At 70.3% G+C, this 16,377-nt stretch carries 13 protein-coding genes and 1 pseudogene; 6 read left to right on the forward strand and 8 right to left on the reverse strand.

Features of this window, described 5'->3' with window-relative positions:
* Positions 1 to 222: 222 nt before the first annotated feature.
* The 4 genes from DTPSY_RS11595 to DTPSY_RS11610 form a co-directional block, all read right to left on the reverse strand.
* Positions 223 to 1,428, reverse strand: coding sequence for an ABC transporter permease (locus tag DTPSY_RS11595; RefSeq protein ID WP_187148620.1), 1,206 nt, complete (start codon positions 1,426 to 1,428; stop codon positions 223 to 225).
* Positions 1,428 to 2,198, reverse strand: coding sequence for an ABC transporter ATP-binding protein (locus DTPSY_RS11600; RefSeq protein ID WP_011805980.1), 771 nt, complete (start codon positions 2,196 to 2,198; stop codon positions 1,428 to 1,430). Before DTPSY_RS11600 ends, DTPSY_RS11595 begins: the two co-directional genes overlap by 1 nt.
* Positions 2,195 to 3,595, reverse strand: a complete 1,401-nt coding sequence (locus DTPSY_RS11605) for an efflux RND transporter periplasmic adaptor subunit (RefSeq protein WP_015913722.1) — start codon at positions 3,593 to 3,595, stop codon at positions 2,195 to 2,197. The genes DTPSY_RS11600 and DTPSY_RS11605 overlap by 4 nt, the downstream gene beginning before the upstream one ends.
* A gap of 71 nt (positions 3,596 to 3,666) precedes the next feature.
* Positions 3,667 to 5,094: an efflux transporter outer membrane subunit gene (locus tag DTPSY_RS11610; RefSeq protein ID WP_011805982.1), complete on the reverse strand. Its 1,428-nt coding sequence runs from the start codon at positions 5,092 to 5,094 to the stop codon at positions 3,667 to 3,669.
* Positions 5,095 to 5,252: 158 nt separating this feature from the next.
* Here DTPSY_RS11610 and DTPSY_RS11615 point away from each other — a divergent pair.
* Positions 5,253 to 6,703, forward strand: a pseudogene (locus DTPSY_RS11615) (aldehyde dehydrogenase).
* A gap of 69 nt (positions 6,704 to 6,772) precedes the next feature.
* Here DTPSY_RS11615 and tsaD read toward each other — a convergent pair.
* Positions 6,773 to 7,822, reverse strand: a complete 1,050-nt coding sequence (gene tsaD, locus DTPSY_RS11620) for a tRNA (adenosine(37)-N6)-threonylcarbamoyltransferase complex transferase subunit TsaD (RefSeq protein ID WP_015913723.1) — start codon at positions 7,820 to 7,822, stop codon at positions 6,773 to 6,775.
* Positions 7,823 to 7,899: 77 nt separating this feature from the next.
* Complete coding sequence (locus DTPSY_RS11625; RefSeq protein WP_187148579.1) at positions 7,900 to 9,078, reverse strand: branched-chain amino acid ABC transporter substrate-binding protein; 1,179 nt, start codon at positions 9,076 to 9,078, stop codon at positions 7,900 to 7,902.
* Positions 9,079 to 9,220: 142 nt separating this feature from the next.
* On the opposite strand from DTPSY_RS11625, the gene DTPSY_RS11630 reads away from it, so the two are divergent.
* From DTPSY_RS11630 to DTPSY_RS11645, 4 genes are all read left to right on the forward strand, one after another.
* Complete coding sequence (locus DTPSY_RS11630) at positions 9,221 to 9,841, forward strand: ANTAR domain-containing response regulator (RefSeq protein WP_011805986.1); 621 nt, start codon at positions 9,221 to 9,223, stop codon at positions 9,839 to 9,841.
* Between the two features lie 330 nt (positions 9,842 to 10,171).
* On the forward strand, positions 10,172 to 11,416 hold the full coding sequence (locus DTPSY_RS11635; protein ID WP_015913725.1) for a CmpA/NrtA family ABC transporter substrate-binding protein: 1,245 nt from the start codon (positions 10,172 to 10,174) through the stop codon (positions 11,414 to 11,416).
* Positions 11,417 to 11,450: 34 nt separating this feature from the next.
* Positions 11,451 to 12,392 carry a nitrate ABC transporter permease gene (gene ntrB / locus DTPSY_RS11640; RefSeq protein ID WP_015913726.1) on the forward strand — a complete coding sequence of 314 codons (942 nt, stop codon included), beginning with the start codon at positions 11,451 to 11,453 and terminating at the stop codon, positions 12,390 to 12,392.
* Complete coding sequence (locus DTPSY_RS11645) at positions 12,389 to 13,192, forward strand: ABC transporter ATP-binding protein (RefSeq protein ID WP_015913727.1); 804 nt, start codon at positions 12,389 to 12,391, stop codon at positions 13,190 to 13,192. Before ntrB ends, DTPSY_RS11645 begins: the two co-directional genes overlap by 4 nt.
* 176 nt (positions 13,193 to 13,368) lie before the next feature.
* Here the strand turns inward: DTPSY_RS11645 and DTPSY_RS11650 are convergent, their stop codons facing one another.
* Together DTPSY_RS11650 and DTPSY_RS11655 are read right to left on the reverse strand one after the other, a co-directional pair.
* On the reverse strand, positions 13,369 to 13,806 hold the full coding sequence (locus tag DTPSY_RS11650) for a CBS domain-containing protein (protein WP_015913728.1): 438 nt from the start codon (positions 13,804 to 13,806) through the stop codon (positions 13,369 to 13,371).
* A 179-nt stretch (positions 13,807 to 13,985) separates the two neighbouring features.
* Entirely contained in the window at positions 13,986 to 14,654 is a 669-nt protein-coding gene (locus DTPSY_RS11655) for a DUF937 domain-containing protein (protein WP_015913729.1), read from the reverse strand.
* Positions 14,655 to 15,030: 376 nt separating this feature from the next.
* Here DTPSY_RS11655 and DTPSY_RS11660 point away from each other — a divergent pair, with 376 nt between their 5' ends.
* The gene (locus tag DTPSY_RS11660) at positions 15,031 to 16,371 is read left to right on the forward strand and encodes an efflux RND transporter periplasmic adaptor subunit (protein ID WP_015913730.1); all 1,341 of its coding nucleotides are present in this window, start codon (positions 15,031 to 15,033) and stop codon (positions 16,369 to 16,371) included.
* Positions 16,372 to 16,377: the final 6 nt, after the last annotated feature.

Below are 16,377 nucleotides of genomic sequence, written 5' to 3' on the forward strand. Positions count from 1 at the left end.
CGGCCGGGCGGCCGCCCATTTGCTATGTTTTATCTAGCTACTGCCGCTTGCCGGATGGGCGCTACCGCCCATTTTTAACCTGATCCTCTTCCAGGGCACACCACAGCGAGACTCCGACTAAACCGTCCGCGTTCGACGCATGTGGGGCCTTGTCCCGGCTTGTCCAGTCCGGCGCCTGTCCGCATCGAACGCCGCGGCCGGGTGCTGCCCCATCGCAGCGCCTCACTCATGGCGCAGCGCCTCGATGGGGTCCAGCCGCGCGGCGCGGCGGGCCGGGAAGTAGCCGAACAGCACCCCGATGCCCGCCGAGAACACGAACGACAGCAGGTTCACGCCCGCGTGGAACACGTAGGGGATGCCCATCACCTGCGCCAGCGCAATCGACGCGCCCGTGGCCAGCACGATGCCGATGAGACCGCCCAAAGCGGCCAGCACCACGGCCTCGATGAGGAACTGCATCAGCACCTCGCGCTCCAGCGCGCCGATGGCCAGGCGCAGGCCGATCTCCCGCGTGCGCTCGGTCACGCTCACCAGCATGATGTTCATGATGCCAATGCCGCCCACCAGCAGGCTCACGGCCGCCACCGCGCCCAGCAGCGTGGTCATCACGCGCGTGGTGCCCGAGAAGGTGTCGGCCAGTTGCTTGGTGTCCAGCACGTTGAAGTTGTCATCGTCGGTGTCGGCCAGCTTGCGGCGTTCGCGCAGCAACTCGGTCAGGCTGGCCTTCACGCGCTCGGGGTCGCTGCCATCCTTCATGGACACCAGCAGCGTCGGCACGCGCGTGGAGCCCGTCACGCGGCGCTGCAGCGTCTTGAGCGGCAGCAGCACCAGATCGTCCTGGTCGTTGCCGAAGGCGCCCTGCCCCTTGGAGGCCAGCACGCCCACCACCTCGCACGAAAACTGGCGCACGCGCACGCGCTCACCCAGCGCATCGCCGCCGGCGAACAGCTCCCGCCGCACCGTCTGGCCGATCAGGCACACGGCAGCGCCCACGCGCAGCTCGTCGGTGGTGAATTCGCGCCCGCTTTCCAGCGTCCAGTTGCCGGTCTGCAGCCAGGCATTGGTGCTGCCCATGACGCTGGTGGCCCAGTTACGCCCGTTGGCCACCACGGTGGCGCTGGTGCGCGCCTCGGGCGCCACGGCCAGAATGCCGCCGATCTGCTGCGCGATGGCCTCGGCATCCACATCCTTGAACGAGGGTGCGCCGCCACTGCCGCCGGGGCCCAGCCGCTGGCCAGGACGCACTTGCAGCAGGTTGGTGCCCAGGCTGGAGATCTGCGCCTGCACCGCCAGCGTGGCACCGTTGCCCAGCGTGACCATGGTGATCACCGCGCTCACGCCGATCACGATGCCCAGCACGGTGAGAAAGGACCGCATCAGGTTGCGCCGTATCGAGCGCAGCGCCTGCAGCAGAGAGTTGAGCAGCATCATGGCGCCACCTCCCCCGTGCCTGCACTTGCAGGCGCTTCCCGGGGCACCTGCGCATGCGGGTGCGGATTGCGCTCGTCGCTTTCGATGCGCCCGTCCACGAAGCGCACGATGCGCCGCGCGTACTGCGCCATGTCGGGCTCGTGCGTGACCATGAGTACGGTGATGCCCTGCTCGGTGTTCAGGCGCCACAGCAGTTCCATGATCTCGCGGCTGCGCTGCGTGTCCAGGTTGCCGGTGGGCTCGTCGGCCAGCAGCACCGTAGGCTCGGTGACGATGGCGCGCGCAATCGCCACGCGCTGCTGTTGCCCGCCGGACAGCTCGGCCGGTGTGTGGTGCTCCCAGCCCTTGAGGCCCACGGCGTCCAGGGCGCGGGCCGCAGCCGCATGGCGCGCGGCCGTGCTCTCGCCGCGGTACAGCAGCGGCAGCTCCACGTTCTCCTGCGCCGAGGTACGCGCCAGCAGGTTGAAGCCCTGGAACACGAAGCCCAGGAAGCGCCGCCGCAGGCGCGCACGGTCGTCGCGCGACAGCGAGTGCACCGGCAGCCCGCGAAACAGGTAGGTACCCGCGGTGGGCCGGTCCAGGCAGCCCAGCACGTTCATGGCCGTGGATTTGCCCGAGCCGCTGGGGCCCATGATGGCCACGAAGTCGCCGCTGTCGATGTCCAGGTCCACGCCCTTGAGCGCCTGGAAAGCCAGCGCACCCTCGCCGTACACCTTGGTGATGCCGCGCAGGCGGATCAGCGGCTGCGCATCGGCGGGCGCCATCATGGCTTCGCCCCGCTCGCAAGCTGGTCGGTGATGACCTGCATGCCCGGCTGCAGCTCGTCGCTCTCCACCTCGGTGACGCGGCCGTCGCTGATGCCGGTCTTCACGCGCACGGGCTTGGGCGCGCCGTCCTGCAGCACCCACACCTGGCGCTGGGAGCCGTCGCCGCGGCTGCCGTCCGCGCCCGCGCTGCGCCGCTGGCCCGAGGGGCGTGGCATGCGCGGCATCAGCTGGGACATGATGCCGCCGCCGCCGCCCGCGCTTGCGCCAGAGCTGCCCTGTGCACCGGGCCGGCCTGCCTGCGGGGCTTCCCCCGCCGCGCCCGCGGGCTTGAAGCGCAGGGCCGTGTTGGGCACGGTAAGCACGTCATTGCGCTCGGTGGAGGTGATGGTGGCCGCGGCCGTCATGCCGGGGCGCAGGCTCAGATCGCCGTTGTCCACCTCCAGGTAGGTGATGTAGGTGACCACGTTGTCGGTCTTGGTGGAGCCGAAGGCCACGCGCGTGGTGCGCGCCGGGTAGCGCCGCGAGGGGTAGGCGCTCACGGTGAAGGTGGCCTTCTGGCCCGGGCGCACCGAGCCCACGTCGGCCTCGTCCACGTTGACCTCCAGGCGCAGCTTGGTCAGGTCCTCTGCCAGGGTGAGCAGCGTCACCGCCTGCAGCGACGCGGCCACGGCATTGCCCGGCTCCACCGCGCGCGAGAGCACCACCCCGTCGATCGGCGATCGGATGGAGGCCTTGGTGACGTTGGTCTCGTCGGTGGCCAGCGCCGCGCGCGCATCCTGCACGCTGGCGCGCGCAGCGGCCTCGTCGGCCTGGGCGCGCTCGTAGGCGGCGCGGCCGGTGTCCAGCTCGGCCGCCGAAGGCACCTTGCCGCCGGACAGGCGGGCCACCTCCTCCAGGCGAGACAGGCTGGCGCGCGCCTCCTGCATGGTCGCCTGCGCCTGTGCCAGGCGCGCCTGCGCCGACGCGACCGAAGCGCGCGAGCGCAGCACCTGCGAGTCGAGCTTGGTGGTGTCCAGCTCCACCAGCACCTGGCCCTTCTTGACCTGGTCGTTCACGTCCACCAGCACGCGGCGCACGGTGCCTGAGAGTTCGCTGCCAATGTTCACCGACCGCGTGGGCTGCAGCGTGCCGTTGGCCGCCACGGTGAGCGTGATCTGCCCACGCTGCACCTCCTGCGTGACATAGCGCGGCGCCGCCTGGGCGCGCTGGCGGTCCTGCCAGTACCACCAGCCGCCGGCAGCGGCGGCCAGCACCAGCACCGCCAGCCACAGGGTGATGCTCTGCCACCAGCGCCGGCGCAGGCCGTCGCCCAGCAGGGCCTGCAGGCGCTGCGGGGCCGCCGCGGCGGCATGGGAAGCGGGGGCGCTGGAAGAGCTTGGGGATTCTTGGTCGGTCATGGTTCTTGCCTGGGAAGGCGCCGCTTGGGCGGCAGCGCCGGGTCATTCAGCAGGTTTTTTGGGGGGGCCGCTCAGGGCGCGGGCCAGCCGCCTCCCAGCGCCTTGTACAGGCGCACATGGTCGGTACTCACGCTGGCGGCCGTGCTGGCCACGCTGTCCTGCGCGGACAGCAGCGTGCGTTGGGTGTCCAGCACGGTCTGGAAGTCCACCAGCCCGCTCGCATACTGGTTCTGCGCCAGCAGCGCCGCGTTGCCCGCAGCCTCGGCCGCGGCGGACAGGCGCTGCAGTCGGTCACGGTCGCCCTGCAGCGCGACGAGCGCATCTTCCACATCCTTGAGCGCGCCAAGCACCGATTCCTCGTAGCCCACCTGCGCCTGCTGCAGCGCAGCCTCCTGCGCGCGCACCTGGGCACGCAGCGCCCCGCCATCGAACACCGGCAGCGACACGCTGGACAGCAGCGACGCCACCGTGGCGCCCCCACCCGTGAGCGCGCCCAGCGTGAGGGCGCGCAGGCCCAGCGTTCCGCTGATGCGCAGGCTGGGCATGCGCTGCGCCTCGGCCTGGGCGACGCGCTCCCAGGCGGCGCGCACGCGCTGCTCGGCCTGGCGCACGTCGGGGCGCTGGCGCAGCGTGTCTGCGGGGAAGGCCAGCGCCAGGTCCGCCGGCGGTTGGGGCACGGGCGCGTGCGCGGCCAGGGCCTCGTCCAGCGCCGCGGGCGGCTGGCCGGTGAGCACCGCCAGCGCATGCCGCGCCTGCGCGATGCCCGCCTGCAGCGTGGGCACCTGGGCGGCGGTCTGCTCCACGGCGGCGCGGGCCTGCTCGGCCGCCAGCGAACTGGCCAGCCCCGCCTGCACACGCCATTGGACGATCTGCGCGGTTTCGCTCTGCGCCGCCAGGTTCTGCTGGGCAATCTGCAGGCGCTGCTGCTGGCTGCGCAGGCTGATGTAGTTCACCGCCACCTCGGCGGCCAATGCCACCTGGGCGGCGGCCACGCCTTCCTCGGCGGCCAGCAGGTCGGCCTCGCTGGCGCGCACCCCGCTGGACAGGCGGCCAAACAGGTCGGGCTCCCAGCTCGCGTCCAGTCCCGCCTGGAAAGTGTTGCCGGTGCTGCCATTGCTGCGGCTGCGCTGGGCGGAGCCCGATGCGTTCACGGAAGGCAGCAGGCCGGCGGCCTGCACGTCGCGCTGGGCACGCGCCTGCTCCACGGCGGCGCGTGCGCTGCGCATGCTGGTGTGCGACTGCAGCGCGCGTTCCACCAGGCCGGTGAGCTGCGCATCGCCCAGTTGCCGCCACCACTGGGCCAGGTCTTGCGGGGTCGCGGCCGCGCCGCCCTGCACTGCCCCCTGGCCGGCCCAGGCGGCGGGAGTGGCCACCGCCCCCTCCAGCGCGGGAGGCGGCCGCGTGGCGCAACCGGCCAGCACCAGGGCGGCCAGCAAGGCCAGTGGCGCCGAAGCGCGCGGGCGACGGCGGGAGCGAGAAGGAAGCGCTGCGGCAAACATGAGGGCAATTGTTACAGCGCTCCTTGTCAGCGCCACCAGCGGCAGATGAACTTTTGTAAAGAAAACCGGAGAACCCGTGGCGTGGCACGCTGCTACCCTTGCGTGCCAAATGCCCGCGTGGCCTCACCGCCGCGGCCGCCCCTCGCAAAGGAGTTCCCATGCCCCCTCTTCCCCTGCTGATCGACGGCGCGCCCCGGCCCGCCTCGGGCGGCGCCACCTTCGAGCGCCGCAACCCGCTGGATGGCCGCATTGCCACCACGGCCGCTGCGGCCACCCCCGAAGACGCCGTGGCCGCCGTGCAGGCGGCCGCCCAGGCCTTTCCCGCGTGGGCCGCGCTGGGCCCCGCCGCGCGGCGCGACCTGCTGCAGCGCGCCGCGCAGGCCCTCACGGCGCGCGCCGATGCCTTCGCCGCCACCATGGCGGCCGAGACCGGCGCCTCTGCCGCCTGGGCCGGCTTCAACGTGCACCTGGCCGCCAACCTGCTGCAGGAGGCCGCCGCCCTCACCACGCAGATCGCCGGCGAGGTGATCCCGTCCGACATGCCGGGCAGCCTGGCCATGGGCGTGCGCCAGCCCGCCGGCGTGGTGCTGGGCATGGCGCCGTGGAATGCGCCGGTCATCCTGGGGGTGCGCGCCATTGCCACGCCGCTGGCGTGCGGCAACACGGTGGTGTTCAAGGGCTCGGAAACCTGCCCGGCCACCCACCGCCTCATTGCCGAGGCGCTGCACGACGCCGGCCTGCCCGCGGGCGTGGTGAACTTCATCACCCATGCGCCCGGCGATGCGGCCGACGTGGTGGAGGCCATGGTGGCCCACCCAGCCGTGCGCCGCGTGAACTTCACGGGCTCCACCAAGGTGGGGCGGCTGGTCGCGCAAACCTGCGCACGCCACCTCAAACCCGTGGTGCTGGAGCTGGGCGGCAAGGCCCCGCTGGTGGTGCTGGACGATGCCGACGTGGATGCCGCCGTGAACGCCGCCGTGTTTGGCGCGTTCGCAATTCGGGGCAGATCTGCATGTCCACGGAGCGCCTGGTGGTGGACGAGGCTGTAGCCGATGCGTTCGTGCACCAACTGGCCGAACGCGCCCGTGCCCTGCCGCTGGGCGACCCGCGCCAGGGCCCGGTGGTGCTGAGCCCGGTGGTGGACATGGCCACCGTGCAGCGCTGCAATGCGCTGATCGACGACGCGCTGGGCCAGGGCGCGACGCTGGTGTGCGGCGGCAAAAGCGACACCCCGCTGATGCCCGCCACGCTGCTGGACCGGGTGACGCCCGCCATGCGCATCTACCACGAGGAGACCTTTGCCCCGGTCAAGGCGATCGTGCGGGTGCGCGGCGTGGAGCAAGCCATCGCCGCCGCGAACGACACCACCTACGGCCTGTCGGCCGCCGTGTTCGGGCGCGACGTGGCGCGCGCCTGGAACGTGGCCGCACGCATCGAGTCCGGCATCTGCCATGTGAACGGCCCCACGGTGCACGACGAGCCACAGATGCCCTTTGGCGGCGTGAAGCAGTCGGGCTGGGGACGCTTTGGCGGCATGGCGGGCGTGCGCGAGTTCACGGAACTGCGCTGGATCACGGTGCAGACCGCCCCGCGCCACTACCCGTTCTAGCCCGCTATCAAAAATGTGAGCTACCAGCGCTTGATGGACAAGCGCTGGAGCCTATTTTGATCAATATCTTCAGGCCGCGAGCGTGATGGCGTCCAGCGGCCAGCGCGGCTTCACGTCGAAGGCGTAATCGCGGTTGGGCTGCTGCTGCCCGGCCTGCAGGCGCATGGCCGCGGCCATGGCGATCATGGCGCCGTTGTCGGTGCACAGGTGCAGCTCGGGGTAGTGCACACGCACCTTGGCTTGCGCGCAGGCCGCGTTGAGTTGCGCGCGCAGATGCCGGTTGGCGCCCACGCCGCCGGCCACCACCACGCGCTGGAGCCCTGTTTTCTGAAGGGCGGCCAGCGTCTTCTTGACCAGCACCTCCACGATGGCGGCCTCGGTGCTCGCGGCCAGGTCGGCCTTGCGCGCGGTCAGCTCGTCGCCCAGCTTCTTGGCCTGGGTCAGTACGGCGGTCTTCAGGCCCGCGAACGAGAAGTCCAGGTCGCCGCTGTGCAGCAGCGGGCGCGGCAGTTTGAACGCGGTGGCGCTGCCCTGCTCGGCCAGGCGCGACAGCGCCGGCCCGCCGGGGTAGCCCAGGCCCATGAGCTTGGCCGACTTGTCGAAGGCCTCGCCCGCCGCGTCGTCGATGGTCTCGCCCAGGATCTCGTAGCGCCCCACGCCCTCCACGCGCATGAGCTGCGTGTGCCCGCCCGACACCAGCAGCGCGACGAACGGAAACTCCGGCGGGTCGCTGCTCAGGAACGGCGACAGCAGATGGCCTTCGAGGTGGTGCACGCCCAGCACGGGCTTGTCCAGCGCTGCGCCCAGCGCGCAGGCCACGCCCGCGCCCACCAGCAGCGCACCCGCCAGGCCCGGCCCGCGCGTGTAGGCCACCACGTCCACATCCTCCAGGCGCTCGCCCGATTCGCGCAGCACCTCGCGGGTCAGCGGCAGCACGCGGCGGATGTGGTCGCGGCTGGCCAGCTCGGGCACCACGCCGCCATAGGCCTGGTGCATGTCGATCTGGCTGTGCAGCGCATGCGCCAGCAACACGGGCACGGCGCCGCCCTCGCCGGCGCGCACCAGGGCCACGCCGGTTTCGTCACAGGAAGATTCGATACCGAGGATCAGCTGACTCATGCCCGTGAGTGTAGTGGCCGCCCCCCGCGCCCGCCGGACCGGGGGCAATCGCACGCCCGCGCATACCCGGACGGCGGCTACCAGCGGTCGGAGCGCATGCGCAGCTCCCACTGGCCCTTGCGCAGCTCGTACACGCCCACGGCGCCATAGCGCAGCTCGCCCTGACCGTCCCAGGCCATGGTGCCGGTGACGGGGGCGTAGCCGTTGATGCCGCGCAGCGCGCGCGTGATGTCGGCGGGCGCGGCGGAGCCGGCCTTCTTGATCGCCTCGCTGACCACGTACACGGCGTCGTAGGTGTAGTGGCCGCCATAGGCCGGGGGCTTCTGGAAGGCGGCGATGTACTTCTCCAGGAACTGGCGGCCGGTGGTGAACTCGGCCACGTCCAGCACCGGCGAGGTGGCGTAGATCCCGTCGATCACGCCCATGCCCTTGGCCATGTCGGCCGTCTTCACCAGGTCGCCGCCCAGCAGCGCCACACGGCTGTGGCCCAGCTTCTGCAGTTCCTGCAGCAGCGCCAGCGCCTGGAAGTCGTTGAGCATGCAGACGATGACGCGCACCTGCGCCTCCTTGAGCCGGGCCGCCAGTTCGGCAAAGGCCTGGGTCTTGTCGTCGAAGCTCTGGCGCACGGCGATGTGCTTCTTGGCCGCCAGCAACTGCGCGGCCGCGCCCTCGGCCAGTCCCTTGCCGTAGGGGGAGCCGTCGTCGACCACCGCGTAGGCATCGGCGTTGAGCTGCGCGGCCGCGAACGCGCCGATGGCGCGCGCTTGCAGGTTGTCGTTGGCGACGATGCGGAAGGTGGTGGCCAGCCCCAGCTGCGTGATGCGCGGGTTGGTGGAGATGATGAGCTGCGGCACCTCCTTGGCGGCATAGATGGGCGCGGTCTCCAGGCTCACGCCCGAGTTCAGGTGCCCGATGACGGCCACCACGCCCGATTCCAGCAGCTGCTGCGCAGCCGCCTTGCCCGAAGCGGCGTCCGCGCGGTCGTCCTGCGCCACCACCTCCAGCGTCACGCGCTTGCCGTCCACGTTCAGGCCGGATCGGTTGATCTCGTCCACTGCCAGCTTCACGCCATTGAGCAGGTCCTGCCCCAGACCCGCCAACGGGCCGGACAAGGGCTGCGCCACACCGATCTTGATGGTGTCCGGCACCTTGCTGCATCCCGTGATCCACCCGCCCACCCCCAGCGCCGCCAGCCCCAGGCTGGCGGAAAAACCGCGTCGTTTGATTCCCTGCTGCACAGTCGACTCCTCTCTCATTCATGTGGATATGTGACAGGATGTTCGCGAAAGGATGCCGCTCGCGCCAGGGGGATTGCCCGCGGCCCCAACCGGGGCGTTTCGGCAATCTTCCACAACGCATCGGGGCGGGTGTGGCGTATTTCTTGCTGGCGCCTGCAGCATGACTGAACAACTGCGGATCGTGGTGGTGGCGCCGGACCTGGCGGCCGACGGCGACGCGCATGCGGCGCTGCAGGCCGAGCGTTCGCGCGCGTTGCGCATCGGGCTGCTGGAGAACGGCTTCAACCTCGTGGCCACGCTGCCGGGCGACATGTTCCTGGGCGAGCGCCTGGCCCAGTTGCAGCCCGACCTGGTGATCGTGGACGCCGAAAGCGAGGCGCGCGACGCGCTGGAGCATGTGGTGATGGCCACGCGCGAGGCGCCCCGCCCCATCGTCATGTTCACCAACGACGAGGACACGCGCCACGTGAAGGACGCGCTGGCCGCGGGCGTGACGGCCTACATCGTCGCGGGCCTGGCGCCGCAGCGCATCCGCCCCATCCTGGAGGTGGCGCTGGCCCGCTTTGCCCACGAACAGGCGCTGCGCACCGAACTGGCGCAGGCACGCACCGCCCTGCACGAGCGCAAGACCATCGACCGCGCCAAGGGCCTGCTGATGCAGCGCCAGGGCCTGACCGAGCAGCAGGCCTACGAGCGGCTGCGCCGCGCCGCCATGGACCGCGGCCTGCGCCTGGCCGAGGTGGCGCAGCGCATGCTGGACGCGGCCGATTTGCTGGGTTGATGCGCCGGTTTGTGCATTGCACAAATGCGGTGCATCCGATGCCGCGCCACACGGCGATGAAGTATTCAAACAAAACAGACTGAAACGCCCGACCATCAAGCGCAAACAGCTATCAAAATGAAAGCAACCCCAAAGATGGCACACCGCTTGCAACAGGCCCGGTGACCACCGCTGGTCACGCACCAGGCCCTTCCAACGGCGGAAGGGCCGGGCTCCCAGGACAAAGGCGTCCCCACCCGCTCGGGCAGCGCACATGCGCCGGCCGCGCGGCGTGAGGACGCCTTTTTCCGTTGCTGCACTGCTTTTTTGACGACCCCAAAGGACTCTTGCATGACCGATCTGCTCCACACCCGAATCCCCCGACGCACCGTGCTGCAGGCGGCCACCGTGGGCGCCGTGGGCGTGAGCCCCGCGCTGCGTGCCCTGGTGCACGCCCAGGGCTCGGACGCCCCCGAGAAGAAAGAGGTGCGCATCGGCTTCATCCCCCTCACCGACTGCGCCAGCGTGGTCATGGCATCGGTGCTGGGCATCGACCAGAAGTACGGCGTGAAGATCATCCCCACCAAGGAGGCCAGCTGGGCCGGCGTGCGCGACAAGCTGGTCAACGGCGAGCTGGACTTCGCCCATGTGCTCTACGGCCTGGTCTACGGCGTGCATCTGGGCGTGGGCGGCCCCAAGAAGGACATGGCCGTGCTGATGACGCTCAACCACAACGGCCAGGCCATCACGCTGTCGCGCAAGCTGGCCGACAAGGGGGCCGTCAACGGCGCAGGCCTGGCCCAGCTGATGGCCAAGGAACGGCGCGAGTACACCTTTGCGCAGACCTTCCCCACCGGCACGCATGCGATGTGGCTGTACTACTGGCTGGCCGCGCACGGCATCCACCCCCTGAAGGACGCCAAGGTCATCACCGTGCCGCCCCCGCAGATGGTGGCCAACATGCGCGTGGGCAACATGGACGGCTTCTGCGTGGGCGAGCCCTGGAACCACCGCGCCATCATGGACGGCATCGGCATCACCGCCACCACCACGCAGGCGATCTGGAAGGACCACCCCGAAAAGGTGCTGGGCACGACCGCCGACTTCGTGCAGAAGTACCCCAACACCGCGCGCGCCGTGACGGCCGCCATCCTGGAGGCCAGCCGCTGGATCGACGAAAGCCTGGCCCACAAGAACCAGATGGCCGAGACCATCGCCGGCAAGGCCTACGTGAACACCAGCGTGGACGCCATCAATCAGCGCATCCTGGGGCGCTACCAGGACGGCCTGGGCAAGACCTGGGACGACCCCGACCACATGAAGTTCTATGGCGGCGGCGCGGTGAACTTCCCCTACCTGTCCGACGGCATGTGGTTCCTGACCCAGCACAAGCGCTGGGGCCTGCTCAAGAACCACCCGGACTACCTGGGCGTGGCCAAGGCCATCAACCGCACCGACGTGTACCGCCAAGCCGCTACGGCCGCGAAGGCCCCCCTGCCCGCGAGCGACATGCGCAGCCACAAGCTGGTGGATGGCGTGGTCTGGGACGGCAAGGACCCCGCGAAGTACGCCGACGGTTTCAAGCTCAAGGCCTGACGCCCCGATCGCCCCACCCCCACCAGGAGAAACCATGGTCAGTGCCGTCTTTCACAGCCCGCTGGAGCCGCAAGCGCCGGCCGGCGCGTCCGATGCTTCCAAATCGATAGCTGCCAACGCTCATCCCACAAGCGCTGCAGGCCCAAAAGCCTCAGGGCCTGCCAGCCCACCCCCGCGCAGCGACGCGCGCCAGCGCTGGAGCGCCCTCTGGCTGGCCGTGCTGCCGCCGCTGTGTGGCGTGGGCCTGCTGCTGGGCCTGTGGGCCGTGGTCTCGGCCACCACGGGCCAGAGCATTCCCGGCCCGCTGCAGACCTGGGCGCAGGCGGTGGAGATCTTCAGCGACCCGTTCTACCGCAACGGCCCCAACGACCAGGGCGTGGGCTGGAACGTGCTGGCCAGCCTGCAGCGCGTGGCCGTGGGCTTCGGCCTGGCCGCACTGGTGGGCATACCGGCGGGCTTCGTGATCGGGCGCTTCGCGTTCCTCTCGCGCATGTGCAACCCGGTCATCAGCCTGCTGCGGCCCGTCTCGCCGCTGGCGTGGCTGCCCATCGGCCTTCTGGTGTTCAAGGGCGCCAACCCGGCCGCCATCTGGACGATCTTCATCTGCTCCATCTGGCCCATGGTGATCAACACCGCCGTGGGTGTGCAACGCGTGCCGCAGGACTACATGAACGTGGCGCGCGTGCTCAACCTGAGCGAATGGAAGATCGCCACCACCATCCTGTTCCCGGCGGTACTGCCCTACATGCTGACCGGCGTGCGCCTGGCCGTGGGCACGGCCTGGCTGGTGATCGTGGCGGCCGAGATGCTCACCGGCGGCGTGGGCATCGGCTTCTGGGTGTGGGACGAGTGGAACAACCTGAACGTCACCAACATCCTGGTGGCCATCTTCGTCATCGGCGGCGTGGGCCTGCTGCTGGAATGGGCGCTGGTCCGGCTGGCCACGGCCTTCACGTTCGAGGAGGTGCAATCATGAGCGACGCAAAATTCCTGCAGATCCAGGGGGTCGAGCAGACCTTCCGCACCGCCAAGGGCGTGTTTCCCGCGCTGCGCGGCATCGACCTGGCCATCGCCCGGGGCGAATTCGTGGCACTGATCGGCCACTCGGGCTGCGGCAAAAGCACGCTGCTGAACCTGATCGCGGGCCTGACCACGCCCACCGCCGGCGCGTTGATCTGCGCCGGGCGCGAGATCAAGGGCCCCGGTCCCGAGCGCGCGGTGGTGTTCCAGAACCACTCGCTGCTGCCCTGGCTGACCTGCGAAGGCAACGTGCACCTGGCCGTGGAACGCGTGTTCGGCGCGCGCGAGTCCAAGGCCCGGCTGAAGGAGCGCACCCACGCCGCGCTGGAACTGGTGGGCCTGGCCCATGCCGCGCACAAGCGCCCCGGCGAGATATCGGGCGGCATGAAGCAGCGCGTGGGCATCGCACGCGCGCTGTCGATGGAGCCCCAGGTGCTGCTGATGGACGAGCCCTTCGGCGCGCTGGACGCGCTCACGCGCGCACGGCTGCAGGACGAGCTGCTGGAGATCGTGGTGCGCACGTGCAGCACCGTGGTCATGGTCACGCACGACGTGGACGAGGCGGTGCTGCTGTCCGACCGCATCGTGATGCTCACCAACGGCCCCGCCGCCACCATTGGCGAGGTGCTGGACGTGGGGATTGCACGCCCGCGCAACCGGGTGGCGCTGGCGGAGGATGCGCGGTACCTGCAGTGCCGCAAGGCGGTGATCGACTTTCTCTACACGCGGCAGGGGCACGTGGAGAGAGCGGCTTGAGGGTTTTTTGGCTCTAGCGCTTGCTGGGTAAGCGCTGGCAGCTATTGTTTTTGATTCTTTGCCCTTGGGTTCCATGTCGCTGGCCGGGGCGAGTCCCGGCCAGCGACGAAGAAACTCACACCGCAAGGCTTCACAGAGCCCGCGCCCCGCTCAGCACGGGCCCGCCCGGAACACGGTCACCGCACCCCGGTGATGTAAAGCTCCATCTGCTCGATGATGAACTGCTGCTCCGAGATCACGCTCTTGACCAGGTCGCCGATGGACACCAGCCCCACCACGCGCCCGGCCTCCACCACCGGAAGGTGCCGCAGCCGGTTTTCCGTCATCAGCGCCATGCACTGCTCGGCGCTCTGCGTGGGCCGCACGAAGCGCACCGCACGCGTCATCACCTCGCTCACCGGGGTGTCGCCCGAGGAGCGGCCCAACAGCACCATCTTGCGGGCGTAGTCGCGCTCGGTGAAGATGCCCGCGATCTGATCGCCTTCCATCACCAGCAGCGCGCCGATGCCCTTGTCGGCCATGCGCCGCAACGCGGTGAGCACGGTGTCCGAAGGTTCGACGGCATGGACCTGCCCATCGGCTTTGGTTCTGAGGATTTCTGCAACAGTCGTCATGGCTGCCTCCCTGGCTGTGGATGGAACGAAACCGAACACGCGCCCACAGTGTCCGCCGAACCAGGGCGGGCGCGCAACCGGGTTCAAAATTTGTTGCAACCAAGTGGTCGCAGCGCCCACGGGCCGGGCGAGTGCAGCTATGCTTTTTGAAGCTGCCAATGGGGCGTGAGCCGCTGCGCTCAGCGCCGCCCACCCAGCAGGCTGCCACCGATCTTGAACAGGTCGCCCAGGCCCACCTGGCCGTCGCCGTCCTGGTCCAGCAGGCTGCCCAGCAGATCGCCGCCGGGCGCGCCCGTGCGCTGCACCTGGGCGCGCTCCTGGCCCAGCACCTGCCCCAGGCCACCCGCGTCCAGCCCGTCGCTGCGCACCCGTTGCGCCAGGAACGCCATGACGATGGGCGCCAGCATCTGCAGCAGCTGACCGGCGTTCGCACCCAGTCCGCTGGCCTGGCCCAGGCCGGCTTCGGCCCTCTCGCGGCCGCCGCCGAAGATATGGCCCAGGATGGCGCCCGCATCGCCGCCCTGCCCGGCGCCGCCGGCCATGCCGCCGCCCAGCACCGACCCCAGCAGCCCGCCCAGGTCCAGGCCGCCGATGCCCTGCGCCGCAGGGGCCGCGGCGTCCATGTGGTCGCGCTGCAGCGCCCCCAGCAGCGACTGCGCACCCTGCGGCCCCTCGGCGTTGCGCCCCAGGGCACCCAGCAGCAGCGGCAGGGCCATCTCCACGGCGCTTTGCGTCTGGGCGGTGTCGGTGCCCAGGCGCTGGGCCATCTGCTGCAGCGGCGCCCCCTGCAGGTGCTGTAAAAGCTGCTGGGTCAGCAGCGGGGTCGATGCGGAAGTGGAAGTGTTCATGGCAGGCAACTCCTTCAGACGGTGGTGCGCGGCCACGGCAGCCGCGTCAGGCGTACATGGTAGGCGCTGCACGGCTTCGCTGCATGTCGTTCGCTATCATTTACATAGCTTTAGGCGCTGAACACCCAAGCCTCAAGCGCCGATTTAAAGCGCCAGCAGCTGCCCCCCACACCCTGCCGGCGGGGGCTCTGCGGCGCGCGATGCCCTTTGACAATGCCTTGTAAAGAAGCATGAAGAATCGCTGCTACCACGGCAGCCTTGCCGTCAATGTGCGAAAGTGCAACGCTTGCCTGCAGAGCGGAGTGCCCTGCGACGCCCTTCCAGGCCCCGCTTTCCTGCTCTGCGCCACCCTTTCCAGACCTTGCGCCTTCGCCCCATGATCCACGCGACGACACCCGCGCCCATTGAGCGCCCCGCCCGCGCCCCCCGTCTTTCCGCTTCACCCGCTTTCTCCCCCTCGTGCACCACTGCGGCCCGTCACGGCGCGCTCGCGCTGCGGCTGGCTGGCCTGGCCCTGGCGCTGGGCCTGGCGGCCTGTGGCGGCAAGGACGCGCCAGCCACCGAGCCACAGGGCCCCGCCGCCGTGGGCGTGGTCACCCTGCAAACGCGCGCGCAGCAACTGGACGCCACCTTGCCCGGCCGCACCCGTGCCTACCTGACCGCCGAAGTGCGCCCCCAGGTCTCGGGCATCGTGCAGCAGCGTCTGTTCACCGAGGGTGCGCTGGTGCGCAAGGGCCAGCCGCTGTACCAGATCGACGACCGCCCGCTGCGCGCCACCGAGGCCAGCGCCGAGGCCACCCTGGCCCGCGCCGAGGCCACGGCGCGCACGCAGGAGGCCAATGCGCGCCGCAATGCCGAACTGGTCAAGATCGACGCCATCAGCCGCCAGGCCTATGACGAGAGCCAGGCCGCAGCCGCGCAGGCCCGCGCCGACGTGGGCGTGGCCCGCGCCAACCTGGAGACGGCGCGCATCAACCTGCGCTACAGCCGCATCGAGGCGCCCATCGCCGGACGCATCAGCCTGTCCAGCGTCACCCCTGGCGCGCTGGTGACGGCCAACCAGGCCAATGCGCTCACCACCATCGTGCAGATGGACCCGATGTACGTGGACTTCACCCAGTCCAGCACCGAGCTGGTGCAGCTCAAGCGCGACTGGGAGGCCGGCCGCTACCAGAAGGTGGACGGCAACCAGATGCGCGTGCGCATCCGGCTGGACGACGGCAGCGACTACCCGCACGAAGGCCGGCTGCAGTTTGCGGGCGTGATCGTCAACGACACCACGGGCACGGTGACGCTGCGCGCCGTGGTGCCCAACCCCGACGGCGTGCTCATGCCCGGCATGTACGTGCAGGCGCTGCTGCCCACGGGCCTGGCCAGCGACGCGCTGCTGATCCCGCAGCAGTCCGTGAACCGCGACCTGACGGGCCGCGCCAGCGTGCTGGTGGTCAACGCCGACAACGTGGTCGAGAAACGCCCCGTGGAACTGGCGCGCGCCCTGGGCAACCGCTGGCTGGTGGACAGCGGCCTGCAACCCGGCGAGCGCCTGGTGGTGGATGGCTTTCAACGCATCAAGCCCGGCGACAAGGTGGCGCCCCAGGTGGTGGACCTGAACACCAAGAAGGGCCCGGCCGCCGCGGCGCCAGCACCCGCCGCCAGCGCCCCCCCCGCGGCGGGCCAGAGCGTGGACATCACCGCCCGCCCCGGCGCATCCCGCTGAGCACGA

Origin of the sequence: [Acidovorax] ebreus TPSY, assembly GCF_000022305.1 — a bacterium.
Taxonomy (GTDB): domain Bacteria; phylum Pseudomonadota; class Gammaproteobacteria; order Burkholderiales; family Burkholderiaceae_C; genus Diaphorobacter; species Diaphorobacter nitroreducens.